Source organism: Mesorhizobium sp. WSM4898 (assembly GCF_029625845.1).
Lineage (GTDB): Bacteria > Pseudomonadota > Alphaproteobacteria > Rhizobiales > Rhizobiaceae > Mesorhizobium.
Genome location: NZ_JARTVQ010000002.1, coordinates 1,090,628 through 1,106,852, shown reverse-complemented (window position 1 = coordinate 1,106,852; position 16,225 = coordinate 1,090,628). Strand labels below are relative to the sequence as shown.

13 protein-coding genes are annotated in these 16,225 nt (G+C 64.4%); 6 read left to right on the top strand and 7 right to left on the bottom strand.

Annotated features, from left to right (window positions below; translation table 11 throughout):
• Positions 1–54 precede the first annotated feature (54 nt).
• Both P9228_RS12755 and P9228_RS12750 read right to left on the bottom strand, forming a co-directional pair.
• Complete coding sequence (locus tag P9228_RS12755) at positions 55–1,161, bottom strand: cellulase family glycosylhydrolase (RefSeq protein WP_095823347.1); 1,107 nt, start codon at positions 1,159–1,161, stop codon at positions 55–57.
• Between the two features lie 20 nt (positions 1,162–1,181).
• Positions 1,182–3,332, bottom strand: coding sequence for a GumC family protein (locus P9228_RS12750; protein ID WP_278053738.1), 2,151 nt, complete (start codon positions 3,330–3,332; stop codon positions 1,182–1,184).
• Positions 3,333–3,570: 238 nt separating this feature from the next.
• Between P9228_RS12750 and P9228_RS12745 the strand changes: the two genes are divergently transcribed.
• Both P9228_RS12745 and P9228_RS12740 read left to right on the top strand, forming a co-directional pair.
• Positions 3,571–4,983: a lipopolysaccharide biosynthesis protein gene (locus tag P9228_RS12745; RefSeq protein ID WP_127215208.1), complete on the top strand. Its 1,413-nt coding sequence runs from the start codon at positions 3,571–3,573 to the stop codon at positions 4,981–4,983.
• Positions 4,980–6,074, top strand: coding sequence for a glycosyltransferase family 4 protein (locus P9228_RS12740; RefSeq protein WP_127215209.1), 1,095 nt, complete (start codon positions 4,980–4,982; stop codon positions 6,072–6,074). The genes P9228_RS12745 and P9228_RS12740 overlap by 4 nt, the downstream gene beginning before the upstream one ends.
• On the opposite strand, the gene P9228_RS12735 is transcribed toward P9228_RS12740, so the two are convergent.
• Complete coding sequence (locus P9228_RS12735; protein ID WP_127215210.1) at positions 6,060–7,535, bottom strand: hypothetical protein; 1,476 nt, start codon at positions 7,533–7,535, stop codon at positions 6,060–6,062. The two genes, P9228_RS12740 and P9228_RS12735, sit on opposite strands and share 15 nt — an antisense overlap.
• Before the next feature lie 280 nt (positions 7,536–7,815).
• Here P9228_RS12735 and P9228_RS12730 point away from each other — a divergent pair, with 280 nt between their 5' ends.
• The gene (locus tag P9228_RS12730; protein WP_278053735.1) at positions 7,816–8,973 is read left to right on the top strand and encodes a GNAT family N-acetyltransferase; all 1,158 of its coding nucleotides are present in this window, start codon (positions 7,816–7,818) and stop codon (positions 8,971–8,973) included.
• Positions 8,974–9,047: 74 nt separating this feature from the next.
• On the opposite strand, the gene P9228_RS12725 is transcribed toward P9228_RS12730, so the two are convergent.
• The 4 genes from P9228_RS12725 to P9228_RS12710 all read right to left on the bottom strand — a co-directional run bounded on the left by P9228_RS12725 (position 9,048) and on the right by P9228_RS12710 (position 13,154).
• On the bottom strand, positions 9,048–10,274 hold the full coding sequence (locus tag P9228_RS12725; protein WP_127246030.1) for an NAD(P)/FAD-dependent oxidoreductase: 1,227 nt from the start codon (positions 10,272–10,274) through the stop codon (positions 9,048–9,050).
• The gene (locus P9228_RS12720; protein WP_347404202.1) at positions 10,271–11,233 is read right to left on the bottom strand and encodes a WecB/TagA/CpsF family glycosyltransferase; all 963 of its coding nucleotides are present in this window, start codon (positions 11,231–11,233) and stop codon (positions 10,271–10,273) included. Before P9228_RS12720 ends, P9228_RS12725 begins: the two co-directional genes overlap by 4 nt.
• A 386-nt stretch (positions 11,234–11,619) precedes the next feature.
• Positions 11,620–12,405 carry an SDR family oxidoreductase gene (locus P9228_RS12715; RefSeq protein ID WP_278053733.1) on the bottom strand — a complete coding sequence of 262 codons (786 nt, stop codon included), beginning with the start codon at positions 12,403–12,405 and terminating at the stop codon, positions 11,620–11,622.
• A 17-nt stretch (positions 12,406–12,422) separates the two neighbouring features.
• Positions 12,423–13,154, bottom strand: a complete 732-nt coding sequence (locus tag P9228_RS12710; RefSeq protein WP_278053732.1) for an FCD domain-containing protein — start codon at positions 13,152–13,154, stop codon at positions 12,423–12,425.
• Positions 13,155–13,332: 178 nt separating this feature from the next.
• On the opposite strand from P9228_RS12710, the gene uxuA reads away from it, so the two are divergent.
• From uxuA to P9228_RS12695, 3 genes are all read left to right on the top strand, one after another.
• Entirely contained in the window at positions 13,333–14,517 is a 1,185-nt protein-coding gene (gene uxuA, locus P9228_RS12705) for a mannonate dehydratase (RefSeq protein ID WP_278053730.1), read from the top strand.
• 71 nt (positions 14,518–14,588) lie between these two features.
• On the top strand, positions 14,589–14,726 hold the full coding sequence (locus P9228_RS12700) for a hypothetical protein (protein ID WP_278053728.1): 138 nt from the start codon (positions 14,589–14,591) through the stop codon (positions 14,724–14,726).
• A gap of 139 nt (positions 14,727–14,865) precedes the next feature.
• Positions 14,866–16,110 (top strand): MFS transporter, encoded by a 1,245-nt coding sequence (locus P9228_RS12695; protein ID WP_278053726.1) that lies wholly within the window; start codon positions 14,866–14,868, stop codon positions 16,108–16,110.
• Positions 16,111–16,225 lie beyond the last annotated feature (115 nt).

Here is a 16,225-nt window from a genome sequence, read left to right as displayed (position 1 = left end):
CCGCTCGTCACTTGTCCCAGCAAGCGTAGATGGCGCCTGTCGTCCATTTCCGGCCTAACCTCCAAGGAGCGCGGCAATCATCGAGCCATCGAAGCCCTCGACGCTCTGCCTGCTCCTGATGAAGCCGAAGCCCTGATCGAGCTCCCAATAGGTCCATGCCACATGGTTCGCTTCAGCCGCCTTGCGCACGGCGCGCACCCAGGAGGCGCGGCTTTCGGCATCCACGCAGAAGTTGAGCACACCGAATTCGTTCAGCATGACCGGGCAGCCGTTGGTGGTGGACCAGCGCGCCAGATCGGCAAAATCGGAGCCGATCCGCGCGGCCGTCCAAGGCGCCGACAATTCCTCTTCAACGAGGTTGGCGGCTTCTTCGTCGCCGGCCGACCGCAGTTTGGAGATAAGCCGGCTCACCTGGGCCATTCCCTTGCTTGCGGGAAAGGGCAGGTCCGCGATGCGGGCGAGCGGCGAGGCATCCCAGGTCTCGCACTGGTGGGTGAAGGCCAAGGGGGCGTAATAGTGAACGGCGGCAATCTGGTTGTCGTCGGCGAGCGGCGGCGTGTCGGCGATTTCCCAGATGCCCTGAAACCGTGCCGGTCCCCAGACCAGCGTGTGGCGCGGACATTTCGCCCGCAGCGCCGCGGCGATCCGTTCCCGCAGCGCCAGCCAGGCGCTCCGTTCCATCGGTGGCTCGTTCAGCAGCTCGGGATAGACCCACTCCGCAGGCAGATCGGCAACGACGGCACGCAACGCCGTCCAGGCCTGAAGCACTCTTCCTGCAGCCGCCTCGGGATCGTTTCGAAAAGCCGCTACGAGCTCGCCAGAAGGATGCATGTCGAGGAGGACCGAAAAGCCCAGCCCGACAAGATCCCTGATCCCGTTCTGGATGCGGCGAAGCGTTGCCGGGTCGCCGCTGGAGACGAGATCGCTGTTGACCGGCAGCCGGATCGTTTCGAAGCCTGATTGCCGCAGCTTCTCAAGCGTGGCCGTGGCGGGAGCAAGCCCATCGTTTCGGTCGAGCCATCCGGGAAGGTTGAAGCCGCGCGACGGAACTTGGCCGGCCGTCGCGAGCGCAGCGGATTGCGGCGGAGGGGAGACGGCGACAACGGCTCCGGCGGCAAAGGCCAGCGCCTGTCGCCTCGACACCTTGGGCGGCGATGTCATCGATGCACCGCCTTCACGGTCTAGCCCCGGGCGGCGGCGCTGCGGCGCTGCTCGCCGGCCGCTCGCGGACTGTCGATCGCCGCGGCTGGCCGCGCGTCAGCCGGCGCGACGACAAGGGTGGCACTGCGACCGATCTGGCCGGCACCGAATTTTTGCGCGAGCAGCCTGGCGGCTTCCGAAGGCTGCTCGGAGGGGCTGAGCGCCAGAAGCGCAAGATCGGCTTTGGCGAAGAGCTCCGGATTCCAGCCGTTCTCATTGAGCGAGGGCGCGATCACGAGCACGAAATCGAACGCGCTCCCGGCTTCGGCCAGAATGCCACGGAACGAGTTGCGATCGGCAACGCCAGGACTTTTTTCCGCCACTGAGCTGCACACGATCGTCTGCAGACCGGTCGCGCCATCGATGAACAATCCGGCGCCGTCTGTCGTCGCGCTGGACAGACGATCGCCAATTTCCACCATCAGCACGTTCTGATCGGCCCGTTGCATGCCTATGCCCAGCATCGCGCCCGCAATCCTTGCCTCGAAACTGCTGTGGATCGAAGACACGAGGATGACGAACGGTTTGCCGTGGTCGTTCAGGTGCAAGACCATCTGTCGCATGATCTTCAGGACGGCGAGCGACAGCGTTTCGTTTCCGGTCTGGAAGAGCTGTTTCCTGATCGCCTTGATGTTTGAATGGGCGGTCCCACCGGCGACGCCGGGCAGACGGTACTCGCCGAAATTGGCTGGCATCGGCAATGGCCGGGGGCTGACCGGCGCGCTGTCCTTACGGTCCACGAACGGCTCCGGCACGGCCGCCGTCGGCGACTGCGGGTCCTCTTGCGGCTGCGAGACCGGACCAAGCGCCAGAGCGAGGCCGCATCCGGCGAGGAGTCCCAGAACGGCGCTCACCAAGAGAAGCAGGACCGGCTTCGGCCATGTCGGCTGGACAGGCGGCGAAGCCACGCCGATCTTGCGCGCTTCGGAAGTCTGCACGCCCTGCATCTGCGACGTTTCCTGCGCCCGCTTGAGATAGTCGTCGAGCACGGCGCGCGCCGCCTGGGCTTTCGATTCCAGCTGCCGCAGCTGTACCTGCGCGATGTTCGAGTTCGTCGACTGTTGGCGCAGGGCTTCGAGCTTGTCCTGCAGCTTGCCGACATTCTGCACGGCGAGATCATAGCTGGCCTTCAACTGCTGCCTTATGCGATCCGCCTCGGCGGACATCAGCCGCTTCAACCGGTCCAGCTCGGACTGCAGCCGCCCGATGGTCGGATGGCGCGGCCCGTACATGGTTTGCAGGCTGGCAAGCTCGGTGGCGCGCTGGTTGTAGTCGTCGCGCAATTTGATGGCCGAGGTGGAGGTAAGAATATCCGCAAGCTTGGCGAGCCCGGCCGGCGAACTGCCCGCAGCCAGCGCCTGATTGTAGCGGTCCTTGGCCTGGTCGGCGTCGCCCTGGGCGGCGATCAGCTGCGTCGTCAGCTGATCGAGCTGCGACTGCAGCGTGCCGCCGTCCGTCGAATTGACGATATTGTGTTTCGTCTTGAAGCCTTCGACCGCCCGCTCGGCGTCGCTGACGTCCTGCTGCAGGCCGGAGATCCTGTCCGTGAGCAGCGTATTCACGTCGCTGTTGGCGCTCTCGCGTTCTCCCACCAGGCCTGCCCGGTACTGATCGACGATGGCATTGGCGATGCGCGCGGCCTTTTCCGGCGACGGCGACGTGAAGCTGACATTGATGACGTAGGTCAGCCCTTCGCGCTCGACAGAAACCTTGCTCTGGAAGCGCTTGAAGGCGGCGTCCTGCGGCGCGCTTGCGCCGGCTCCGAACAGACGTGAAGCAAGGCCGCCGCCGGCGAATTCCGGATCGCTGTCGAGCTTCTGGCTTTTGAAGACGGCGCCGAGCAGGTCTGGCGACTGGATGACGAAGACCTGGCTGGCGATAGCGGCGCTGTCGGAGCCGATCCCCGGAAGCACGTTGTTGAAATTAGTCGCGCGCGTGTCGCGGGGGTCGATCAGTATCGAGGCCGTTGCGGTATAGCTTGGTTTGGTCACCGCAAGATAGGAGAGCGCCAGCAGCACTGCCGCGCCGGCGATGGCAAGCACCATCACGCGTCGCGCCCAAAGGATGGCCCACACTGCACCTATGTCGAACAACGGCGTAAGAGTGCGCTCGTCGATACTGGCTGGCTTCATCGATTTTCCTCGTCGAGAGCCGCGACTTCACGACCTCACTCGTCTCCACAGTATTAAGGATTATCGTTAGCCATCCGTTAAGCTTGGCGGCGTGACGATGCGCTCGGCGCTGGCGATGCCGGTAACCATGCGAAGCGTTCGCGCTGGCGCGGTTGCGGCATTTTGCTTATGCAGGATCGGGTTTTGAGCGTCGTCGTAGGTGCGGGTAGCCCATCGCCGATCGTCTCAGGAGGCGAGGTTGAAGGACAATAAAGGGAACCGCGAGGCCGCCCCCGGGGCAGGGGCCAGCCCGGCGACCGACATGCGCATGTCGGTCACGGCGCTTGCCAAGAGCGGCGCCGTGGCCGGCATCATCAAGCTTGCCAGCGCGGGCCTGTCCTTCCTGATGTTCGTGGCCGTGGCGATGGTGACGAACGAACGCGAGTTCGGCCTTTACAGCGCTACCTATGCCGGCGCGAGCCTGGTTTCCTTCTTCGCTTCGGTGGGCCAGCAGAGCACCGTGCTCAGGTTCTGGCCTCAATATGCCGGGCTGGGCGATCTCGGCTCGGCTCACGGGCTGATGGCGCGTGCCATTCTCGTGGCGCTGGCCGGGCTTGTCGGCACCAGCCTGCTCATCATCGTGGTGGGATTCCTGCCCTTCGTCGGCAGGGGAACGCCGGAATGGCTGCCGCTATGCGTGGCGGCGGCGGTGCTGTCGTTCTCGCTCGGCTGGTCGGAGTTTACCTCGGGCGCCTTCCGGGCCAAGAACGCGCTGATATCGGGCCTGCTTCCGCGGGACATCATTTGGCGCGCGGCGACAATCGCCGCCGTTGCCGCGCTGCACTTCATGCAAGTGAAGATCGATGCGATCGCGGCGACATATCTGACGGCGCTGCTGCTCATCCTCTCGGTCGTCCCGCAAACAATTGTGCTGTTGCGCGACACGGCGCGGGCAGATCGCGGTGGTCTCACGGAAGGGCAAAAGCAGGAATTCAAGACGGTGACGCTTGGCCTGTGGGGCGTCACCTCGCTGCCGCCCGCGCTCGGCCAGGTCAGCACCCTGCTCGTGGCGATGATCCTGGGGCCAGAGGCGGCAGGCGCGATCTTCGTGGCGGACCGGACCACGCGGTTCGTGACCCTTGCCCTCAACGGCATCAACCAGGCGCTGGCGCCGCAGATATCGGCGGCCTTCTACAGCGGCGACAGGGCTCACGTGCAGCGCATCACCAGCCTCGCCGCGCTTGGCGGCTCGGCCATTGCGCTGTGCGTGCTGGCGTCCTTCTGGATATTCGGCGACTTCATCCTGTCCATCTTCAATCCGGCCTATGCGACGCCGACCATGAGGGCGACGCTCGTCATCTTCGGCATCGGGGCGACGTTCGGCACCGCTTGCGGCCCGATCGAAGTCCTGTTGCAGTTGACGGGTCTGCAGCATGCGCTCTTCAAGGTGCTGGTCATCGTCAACGTTGTCGGACTTTGCGTGACGGCCGTGGCAACTTACTACCTCGGGTCCATAGGAGCGGCCCTCAGCATTGCCGGAACCGTCATCGCATGGACGGCTTTCGGGGTATTGATCGCCCGGCGCAGAATCGGCATCAACCCGTCGATCCTCGGCTTGTCCCTGGACAGGATCGGGCTGGTGCCTCATGCCCTCCTGAAGGGGCGCACGTGAAGATCGTCCAAGTGCAGACCCAGGCGGAAGCAGCGGGGGCGCAGCGCATCTCCGACATGGTGGGCGAGGGCTTGCGGGCGCGCGGGCACGAGGTGCGCACCGTCTTCATGTACCGCAAGACCGAAGCCTATGACCGCGATCCCAATGTGGATTTCGTCCTGACGGACAGACCGCGCGGATTGCCCGGGCAGATCCGGGCGACCGTCGGCTTGGCGCGATATCTGCGCGCGGCAGGCCCCGACGCAGTCATCACTTACCAACACTATGGCAATATCTTCGGCACGATCGGCGCCCGGCTGGCCGGCGTCAGGCACATCGTCGCAAACCAAAGCGGCGCCCCGCAAAGCATGGGCGTCATGGGGCTGCTCTCCCAAATCGACAAGCTCATGGGCACGGTCGGCCTTTACCAGGCGAATGTCGTCAATTCCGGCTGGACTCAAGCGCAGTTCGATCGCTATCCGCGCTCCTATCGGCGGCGCATGCGTCGCATCGATCACGGCGTACCCGCGCCGGGCGAGGAATTCGACAAGGCAGCGGCGCGCGCCGCCTTCGGCCTGCCGCAGGACGTTTGGCTGGCCGTATCATCGGGCCGACTGACGCGGATGAAGAACCAGATCGCGCTTGTCGGCGCGCTCGATCGACTGCCCGACGTCCATGTCGCGCTGGCAGGCGCGGGGCCGGAGCGCGAAGCGCTCGTCGCCTTTGCCGAAAGCCGTGGCGTTGCCGACCGCCTGCATCTCGTGGGCGAGGTTCCGCCGACGCGCATCTTCGAATTCCTCGCGGCCGGGGATGCCTATGCGTTTGCCTCGATGACGGAGACCTTCGGCCTCGCCTGCGTCGAAGCAGCCATTTCCGGGCTGCCGGTTGTGGCCAGCAACCTCGACGTCTTGCGCGAGGTGCTGACCGCGGAGGACGGCTCTCCCGCCGCACTCTTCGTCGAGGCCGACGCTGCCGGCATGGCCAGGGGCCTTGGCGATCTGTTTGCGCGGCCGGAAGCCAAGACCAGGCTTTCGGAGGCGGGACGGCGGCTGCGGGATAAGTATTCGCCGGCCAGGATGTGCGCGGGCTACGAGGCGCTACTGCTTGCCTGACCGCTTGCGCACGGCGGCGATCCCGTCGATCACTTCCAGGCGCCCGGCTCGATTGAGTGTGTGGATTTTCGGATAAGGAAAGTCGCCAGCCGCATCGATCGGCCGCGGCGGCGACAGCCGCACCGTCTGCTGGTTGAGCTCCAGCAACTCCGACAGGCCCAGCCCGCCGCCATAGCCCAGCGTTCCGTCCTGGACCGGAAGAAGCACGCGGCCGTCGCGGTTGCGCACGAAGGCTCCGCCCGGGCGGGCCATGCGGTGGTCGATCAGGACCGGGTTCGCCGGATGCGGCCGCCACGGACCGGCAAGCGCGGGGGCGGAGAAAATCACCAGCGTGTCGGAAGTGCTTCCATGGCCGTCACGGTCCGTGGCGAACAGCCAGAGCATGCCTTCATGCTCGAACAAGGTGGCATCGGAAATCTCGCCTTCGACCAGCACGGTCTCGACAAGCCAGCTGTCCGGGAAGCCCGCGGCGCGGTAGAGCGTGAGCTTGCCGCCGGCGCTCGCCTCCGGCAGCATCCAGATTGCGCCGTCGCGCTCGAATACCTGCGGGTAGGAGAGGTGGTGAGCCTCCTCCAGCACGACCCGAGGCTCGCCAGGAACGCCATCCGCATCAAACGGAACAACGGAAATGACCGCCTTTCCGGTCGCGTGCGGATAGTCCTCGACGAACACGAAGGGCTGACCCTGCCACCAGAAGGGGAACGGGTCGGCATAGAAATGATCGCCCGGATCCGGCAGCACCGACCAGCCGGTGCCGAGCTTGCCGGTATCGGCGACGCCCGGCGCATCGGTAAAGCGATAGCCGACACGCCAATGCGCGTGGCGGAAGCGCGCGCGCCGAAGCGCTTCCCGGCCGAGCCGCGGCAGCGCCGAGCCGAAATAGGCGGATGTGAACCCGCCTCGCTCGCCACGACCATGGATTTCAGCAACTGCCCCTCGTGGCAGCCGGTCGGCCGCGAACGCGCGGGTGACCGACTGAACCAGAGTGATGGCGCGGGCGAACACGTCCTCGGTGCCGAGTGCGCTGGATTCCCGCTTGTCGACCATGGGCCGCGCTTGGCCGACCACCGTCTTCCCGTCGAGCACGGCCTCGATCACCGGGAGCCTGCCGGCCGCGACGGCAATTGCAGCCGAGAGATCGGCGCTGGATCCGTCGAAACGAAGGCCGATGGTGGGAACATTCGCCAAGGCCGCATCGCCGGCAAGATCGAGCCTCAGCGCGGGGGGGCGATTGCCGGGCCGTGCCGGGATTGCTTGCAGCGCGGAGCCGAGAAGGGGTCCGCGCCGGCGGAAAAGACGTTGCTCGAACTGGAAGGCGGCTTTTGCCGCTGCCGGCCAGGTCGCCGGCCCGGGCTGATGCGCCACCGCGACATCGTGGCCGTCCGCCTCCAGCCGCTCTATGGCGAGCCGCTGCCAATGGCGGGGCGCCGATTGCGGAACGATGACCTCGATCGCCAGCATGTCTTGGGCGGCTATGTCCTGCTCGGATTTCCAACAATGAGGAACGAGAGACTGGCCGAAAATACTTACATCGGCGTTACACGCAAAACCGGATTTCTACTTTTTCGGCATGATTTTCGACTTGCGATCCCGAAGCGGTTGTGGTCGTCCGCCCGGACTGCCATGCAACGCAAGATTAGCGGTTTCGGCATATACCAAGATTCCAACAATCGCGGCGACCGGTCTTGACCTGGAACGTAAGAAGTCGTGGATAGCCGCTGTCCCTGCCGGTTCGGATCACATGTTTGAAGTCACTGCTGAGGATGCGTTCGATTTCCGTTCGACGGAGTACGCCGAGCTCTTCGCCAGCTCGGCGGCAACCGCTTTTCAGCATCCGATTTGGCTCGCGCAACTTTATGAGAGGCTCGTGCGGCAAGGCGCCGCCACGCCACTGATCATCGTCGTCCGCGTGCGTGCGAGCGGAAGGCTCGCGATGGTCCTGCCGCTGGTGAGGCGCCGCTACACGCTGCTGAAGGTCGTGGAATTCGCGGATTTGCGGGTTTCGGACTATGTCTCGCCCGTCGCCGACGAGGAGACCTTCTCCCGCATTCTTGCCGATGTCCGCACCGTCGCCGCCATCCGCAAGCATCTGCGGCCATACGATCTCCTGCGCATCGGCAAGCTGGCGGACCGCTCCTTGGCGATGGAGCGCCTGCTTGGCGTCGACAAGCGCGACAGCATGGGCATGAGCGCCTATTCAAGCAAGCTGGAGCCGACATTCGCCGGCTGGCGCGAGCAGCGGCTGGACCAGTCCTATCGCAAGGAGCTGGACAAGAAATCCCGGCAGCTCAACCGCATCGGGGAGGCGCGCTTCGAATGCGTTGACGGCCCGGCCGCGGTCCGCACGACATTCGATGCCCTCAAGCTCTATCGCGGCAAACGCTTCGACGGCAGCAACGGTCCGGCCGACCTTTTGCAGCTGCCTTCCTATTTCGATTTCTACCTGGCCGTGGCCAATGAAGGGTGCGGCGGCTTCGCCCGCACCTATGCATTCTGGATGAACGGCCAGCCGATCGCCGGCGCGCTCGGGCTCAAGCACCGCGGCTCGCTCCTGGTCATCCTCGGCGGTTTCGACGAGGCCGGCTACCGGAAGCAGTCGATCGGCAGCCTGATGTTCGAGCAGATCGCCCGCGATTGCATCGAGCGCGGCGATCAACACCTCGATTTCACCATCGGCGACGAGCCCTACAAGCGCGTCTTCGGTGGCCGGCCTTCACCGATGTGGCAAATCTACCGCGCAGGCAGTCCGCTCGGCTATGCGGCGCATCTGACGGTGCAGAAATTGCCGGCGGCCAAGGCGCTGGCGCGGCATATCCTTGAGGCCGCGCATGTCAAGAAGGCCAAGCCTTCGGCTGTCATCGTGCCGCCGGCTGCCGATGAAGCCGCCGAGTCGTCCTAGTTGAAGCGGGTCGGATCGGACGCCTTACGCTAGCTTCAGGCGGTGCGCACGCCTATGCGCCGGCTTACCCGCAATCAGGTCACGGCTTCCACTTGCGGCCGCTTGAGACCGCGCAGCCGCGCGGCAAAGCTCGGGCTGAACTTGTCGATCTCGTGCAGGATGCGGCGACGGCTGAAATGAACCTGCCGGCGCGCGCGCCAGCGCAGGTCCGTGTCGATGGTCAAGCTGCGGCGGAAATTCGCCAACTCGAGCCCCCGTTCATCCATCGCCTGCTTCGTGGGATCATCATAGAAGGTGGCGATCTTCGCCGCCGCCATGCCGGGCGAGGCCATCCACTGCGGCACGTGCACCATGCACAGGCGCTCCACATCGGTGAGGAGGCGGCTGACGCCTGTTCCGGCGGCCGGACAGGATGTCTGATAGGCGTCTCCGATCAGGACGACGCCGTCGCGCTTGCAATTTTCGGCGACGGTGATGTCGGTGAGCCAGCTCGAAACGCGGTCGATGACCTCGAAATCGCCAAAGGTCTTGAGGAGTCCCGGAAGCGTTTCAATGAGCGTTTCGCGCGGGCGGTCGCGCAGCGCCTTGACCCACGGGTCGGTATGCTCCCGGAAAACAAAGAGGTTGGCGCGGGTAACGCCGCCGGCCGGGAAGAAGTTGAGGTAATCGATGCCGTCCGAAACGCGTTCGCCGTAATAGGTCAACGCCGGATGCTTGAACGCGCTTGCTCCCGCCGGCCGGACATTGAAACCGAAAGTCAGCGATTGGCGCTGGTGGACGAACCGGCGCTCGATGCCGACGTCGCGCCGCAGGATGTCGCCCATGCCGGTGGCGAGCACAAGCAGGCGAGCCGTCACATCCGGCTGCCCGATGATCGACACACGCTGCCGCTCTGGGCCGGCCTCCACAGCGCTCACCCTGCCGGCGACGAAGCGTACGGCCTTGGGCAGTTCGGCCCGCATCGCCGCGACGAGGTCGTCGTAAAAAATGCCGTAGTGGCGGGCTCGCGTGCGGTCGAGTACTCGCCCCTTGCGCACGTTGACGATCTCGTCGAATGCCGCGGCCGCCGTGGAAAGACTGTCGAGGAGGCCGATCCGGCGCAGCTTGTCGATTTGGTCGCCGGCGATCTTCTCGACACGGAACTCGCGCGGAAAAACGGGGTGGCGGTCGATCAATGTGACCCGGTAGCCCGACCGGCCGAGGAGAGTCGCGGCAAGTGTCCCGGAGAGCCCGCCGCCGACGACAGCGATCTCCGTGTCGGTTCCCTCCGGCAGCGGACGAAGCGAATGTTCGGCTGTCATTGGGAATACCTCAACAGGGCATAAAGGGCACGCGGATTGGTGGTGAAGTAGCGCCAGAACAGCCGGCGCGGCTCCATCAACATGCGCCACAGCCATTCGAAACCCGCCTTCTGGACCCAGAGGGGGGCGCGCCGGACCTTGCCGGCAATATGGTCGAACAGCCCTCCGGAAGTCTTGATCACACCGACATTCGAGAGCCGCGAGCCAAAATCGCGGACAAAGATCTGCTCGCGCGGCACGCCGAGGCCGAGCCACAATATGTCCGGTGCAAGCGCGTCGATCTCTTCGAGCTTTTTCTCGAGCGCTTCGCCGGTGAGGTAGCCATGGCTATGGCCGACGATGCGCAGGCGCGGATAGCTGGCTTTGATGGCGGTCACGGCCTTGGCGTTCCCGGCCTCAGTCGATCCAAGCAGATAGAAGGTCGCGGCCTCGTTCTCGGCGAGCTTCGCCACATCGTGGAACAGATCGGTGGTGGCCACCCGTTCCGGCAACCGCGTGCGGCACAATAGGCGCGAGGCGAGAACAAGCGGCTGGCCGTCGGCGAAGATCTGGTCGGCTTCGCGGAAGAGGGCGGCGATCTCAGATTTCGCGCGAACCTGGGCGATGACGTCGCCGTTGGCGGAGGTGAAGTAGTAGGGACGGCTGCCATGGCGGTGCTGCCGCGCCGCCGCGAGCATCAGGCGGGCGGCGCCCTGCCGATCGATCACGGTGACAGGCAGCCCGCCAAGCTGCACCGTCGGCAATGCAGGCAGGTCCTGCCGGGAAGGGGCTGCTTCCAGCGCTGCCACGGCGGTCACGCTTGGACGTCCGGTCGAAGTCTGGTGCTGCAACCGGGGAAAACGAGAGGTCTCATGGTTCGCGGACGTCAGATGTTGGCTGGAGTGGAGCGGATCCGATCCGCCGGTCGTAGCGCTGTGTTGTTCAAAATCTCTTTTTGAAGTTTCTAAAACTTTTCGCATAGGAGAAGTCGCCCCACTCTCCGGTAGTTCAAACTACCTCCTTCATGGCACCATACCTAAAAAAATCAAAAAGTTAAGCGACATGTTAATAGTTAGTTAATATGTACAATTTGAATCGAAATATAAATCAGTTTAACCTTTTGACCTCGACTTCACTTGCTTTTTGGGTGATTTTGAAGCTGCGTTTTCAACACGAATGCGATGCGATCGCCACTGGTGCGACCACATTGCAATGCCAACAAGCTCCTGATCTATCCTGGGTGATCCTGGGCCACGAAATAGTTGGTGAGGCGGGCAGCGACATGCATGGCGCCCGCCAGACGGGCAAAGCGGAAATCGTCCGGCGTCAGCTACTCCGGCAAAGGCCAAGACCGATCTTCATGGCTCTATTTCACACCGATGCCGGCGGTCAGGCCGCCGTCTATCTTGTAATCCGCGCCGGTGCAGAAGCTCGCTCTGGAGGAGCACAGAAAGGCGATGAGTTCGGCCACTTCTTCCGGTTCGCCGATGCGGCCAAGCGGATGCGCCGCACCGAAGCGCCTGTACGCTTGCTCGACATCGGCATCGCTGCCGGTTTCGCCACGCGCGGCCTTCTCCAGGATCGGTGTGCGGATCGAGCCTGGGCTGACCGAATTGACCCGGATGCCAGCCGCCGCGTAATCCAGCGCCAGCGAACGCGTCAGCGTGTGGATTGCGCCCTTGGTCGTGGCATAGGCGGCGACGTTCTGCTGGCAGGCGAAACCCTGCACCGAGGCGACATTGACGATGGCGCCGCCCCCGCGGCGGATCATTTCGGGGATGCCGAAATGCGCCGTCAGGTAGATCGAGCCGACATTGACCGTCATGGCCTTGTTCCATGTTTCCCAGTCGGTCGTGGTCGCGGTTCCGTAGGGATGGACGGCCGCCGAATTGACGATCACGTCGAGGCCGCAGAACCGTGCCACCCCGGCAGCGACGGCATCGCGGACCTGGTCCGCCACGGAGACGTCGGTGTCGACGACCAGCGCGCCGGCTTCGGAGCTTTCCAGCTCCGCTCTCATTGCCGCATTGGCCGAGCGGTCGATGCCGCAGGCGATGATCGCAGCACCCCCCGCGGCGAGGCGCCTGGCGGTTGCCAGACCGATTCCCGTGGTCCCCGTCACCAGGGCGACCTTGCCAACAAAATCCTTCATTGCGGGAACTCCTTCAGTCACGTGTCGGAACCCGGCTCTTCCGGCAGGAATCGCAGGGCGAAATCCAGATGGCGGCTCATCAGGTAGGCGTAGGCCACCCTGTCGCGCGCGCGCAGGGCGGCGACGATCTCGCCATGCGCGGCGCGGGTGTCGGCCAGGACCGGGCGCATCTCCTTGCCGATGGTCATGATCCGCAGGATCATCGGGGAAAGGAAGGAATACATGTCCGACAGCATGCGGTTGTCCGCCAGCCCGATCAACGCCATGTGGAAGTCGAAATCATTCTCGGCGGCTTCCTCGATCGAGCGGCTCTCGACGATCCGCGCGTTGACCGCGTCGAGCGCTTCGATCTGCTCGTTGGTGGCGTTGAGCACGATGTGGTCGCCGATGCCGACTTCAATGATGCGCCTGAAGCCTTGAATGTCGGCGAAGGAGGAGCGCGAGACATCCATATGCGCGGCAAAGAAATTCTGGATGGCGATGCCATGCCCGTCGGCGAGCACCGCCCCGACGCGGGGTTTCGGTTCGATCAGCCCGTAGGTCCGGATGGCGCGCAAAGCCTCGCGCACGGTGTTGCGACTGGTGCCGGTGATCTCGCTGAGCTCGCGCTCTGTGGGCAGCACGTCGCCGACATTCAGCTGCCGCGAGCGGATGAGATCGAGGATACGCCCGGCCGCGGCATCGACCGCCGAACTGCCGCCGGGGTGCCGGCGGGCGACGCTCTCGCGCACGGCCTGAGAATTTTCCAATGACGATCTCCCAAATTGTTGGACCAGAATATCGCAAGATTCCGGGAAAACAATCGAGTTGGATGCGGTCTCGATCAGTTTGCCGGGCCATTAGGGCGTCCGATAAAGCCCAAATTGTCATTGACTCTCATCGTGGTCCAACAATAACTTGCCGCTCCCTCTCAAAGGAAGGCAGAAAATGGAGCAGTGCTGGCGTTGGTATGGCCCGGACGATCCGGTGACGCTGGATCACGTCAAGCAGGCCGGGGCGACCGGAATCGTCTCGGCGCTGCACGACATCTATGACGGGCGCGCCTGGCCGCTGGAAAACATCCTGGAGCGCAAGCGGATCATCGAGGCGGCGGGGCTGACCTGGTCGGTCGTCGAGAGCATCCCCGTCCACAACTCGATCAAGATCGGCTCGCCCGAACGGCTGCGCTATGTCGGCTTTTACAAGGATACGATCCGAGCGCTGGCGAAGGCCGGCATCGCGACGATCTGCTACAATTTCATGCCTGTGGTCGACTGGACCCGCACCGATCTGGCGTATCGCCTTCCGACGACGGGTTATGCATTGCGTTTCGACGCGATCGATTTCGCGGCCTACGACCTGTTCGTGCTGAAGCGACGGAATGCCGAGGCCGGCTACAGCGCCGCGCGCATTGCCGAAGCGGAAGCGCGATTGAAAGAGATCAGCGACGAGAAAATCGACCGGATCGAGCGTAACCTTATCGCCGGACTGCCCGCCACCGAGCGCAGCTACAACCGGGACAGTTTTCGCGAGGCCTTGGCCGAGTACGATTCGATTGGGCCAAGGGAATTGCGCGACAATCTCGCCTGGTTCCTGCGCGAGATTATTCCGGTCGCCGAACAGGAAGGGGTGCGCATGTGCATCCATCCCGACGATCCGCCCTTCTCGCTCTACGGCCTGCCGCGCATCGTTTCGACAGCTGAAGATGCGCGGTTCATTCTCAATGCCGTGGAGAGCCCGGAAAACGGGCTGACATTCTGCACAGGCTCCTACGGCACGCGCGCCGACAACGACATCGTTGCCATGGTCAAGGAGTTCGCCGGCCGCATCCATTTCGTCCATCTGCGCAACGTCACCATCGAGGATGACGGCTCCTTCTATGAGGCCGAACATCTCGAGGGCGGCACCGACATGGCGCATGTCATCCTCGCCCTGATGCAGGAGGAAGCGCGCCGTCGGAAGGAAGGCCGCGCCGACTGGCGCATTCCGATGCGACCCGATCACGGACATCTACTCGCCGACGACATCGGCAAGACCAGGATCAATCCCGGTTATTCGCTGATCGGCAGGCTGAAGGGCCTCGCCGAACTGCGCGGCATCATGCGGGCCGTCGAACGGTTCGGGCTGGCATAGAATCGAAACTTTCCACCCACATTACCGGCGAGCGCAATTCGCTGCATAATGACCGCGCTGGCCGAGAATCGGTGTTCGGCAAGCCGATCCTCCACGGCGGCGTCAGTTCTGGTATTCTCAATGCCCTGGTCGCGGAGGATTTGCCCGGGCCCGGGACCGTCTTTCTCGAAATCGCATGGAAGTTCGTCAAGGCGGCCGGCGTTGAGTAGGCGATCATCGGACGCGTGGAGGTCAAGAAGTTGCGCCCCGACAAGCCGATCTGCAAGATCGAGACCAGCCTACGCAACGGCCAGGGGAGCTTTGTCCCACCGGCGCGGCGACCGTGTTGACCGTCCCGCTGCAAGGCGCATGAGCGCGGTGAGCGGCAGCCCGCTTGGCATGGCCGCCGACAGCGGCCGCTGGCGCGTGCTGTCGCTGCTTTGCCTGGCGGTCGTTCTGTCGCTGACCACCTGGTTTTCGGCGACCGCCATCCTGCCCGAACTGAGGCAGGAGCTTGCGCTCGGCGCCGGCGGGGAGGCCTGGCTGACCAACGGCGTTCAGGTCGGCTTCGTGATCGGTGCGCTGGGGGCGAGCCTGGTCAACCTTCCCGATTTGGTGCGGCTCAGCCGGCTGATGGCGGCCGCCGCTTTTGTCGCCGCGCTCGCCAATGCGAGCCTGCTGTTTCATCTCGGGCCGGGCGGCGTGATCGCCGCGCGTATTGTCACCGGCGCAGCACTTGCCGGCGTCTATCCGCCGGCGCTGAAGCTCGTCGCCACCTGGTTCACGCGCGACCGGGGGCTGGCGCTCGGCGCAGTCATAGGCGCGCTCACCATCGGCTCGGCGCTGCCGCATCTTTTTCGCGCTGTCCTGACCGCGCTCGACTGGCGGCCGGTGGTCGCGGCCGCCAGTCTAGCAACGACGGTCGGCGCGCTCCTGTTTCTCTTGTTCGCAAGGGAGGGGCCCTATCCTTTCGGCAAGGCGGTGTTCGAGCCATCGCGCATCGGGCAGGTGTTTCGCGAGCGGCCGCTGCTCCTGGCCAATCTCGGCTATCTCGGCCATATGTGGGAACTCTACGCCATGTGGGCGTGGCTGCTTGCCTATACGCGCTCGGCATTCGAGGCGCAGGCGATCGGATCGGCCGCTGCCGCCTCGCTTTCGACCTTCTTCGTCGTCGCCTCCGGCATCATTGGCTGCCTGTTGGGCGGCTATCTGTCGGACCGCATCGGCAGAACCGCGACCACCGCCGGCATGATGATCGTCTCGGGAAGCTGTGCGCTGCTGATGGGCTTCCTGTTTGCCGGGCCGCTTTGGCTCTTCATGCTGGTCGCCGTCGTCTGGGGTATTTCGGTGATCGGCGATTCGGCGCAATTCTCAGCCGCAGTGACCGAACTCGGCGATCGCCGCTTCGTCGGCACGGCGCTGTCGGTGCAGCTTGGCGCCGGCTTTGCGCTGACGGTGCTCGCCATCTGGCTGACGCCGCGCTTCGCCGACTTCATCGGTGGCTGGCGCTGGGCCTTCCTGCTGCTGGTGCCGGGTCCGCTTCTTGGGGCGGCCGCTATGCTGTGGTTGCGAAGTTTGCCGGAGAGCGAGAAAATGGCCGGCGGCCTCCGCTAGCGCTCTTGCTCCTCGACTGTCTAGCGCTGGAGCCGATTGAGAACTTCGTCGCTACGCAAATCGCCAGCGCACGGCCCGCGCTGCTCCGTTGGGCGTAAGGTTGGCGATTGCACAT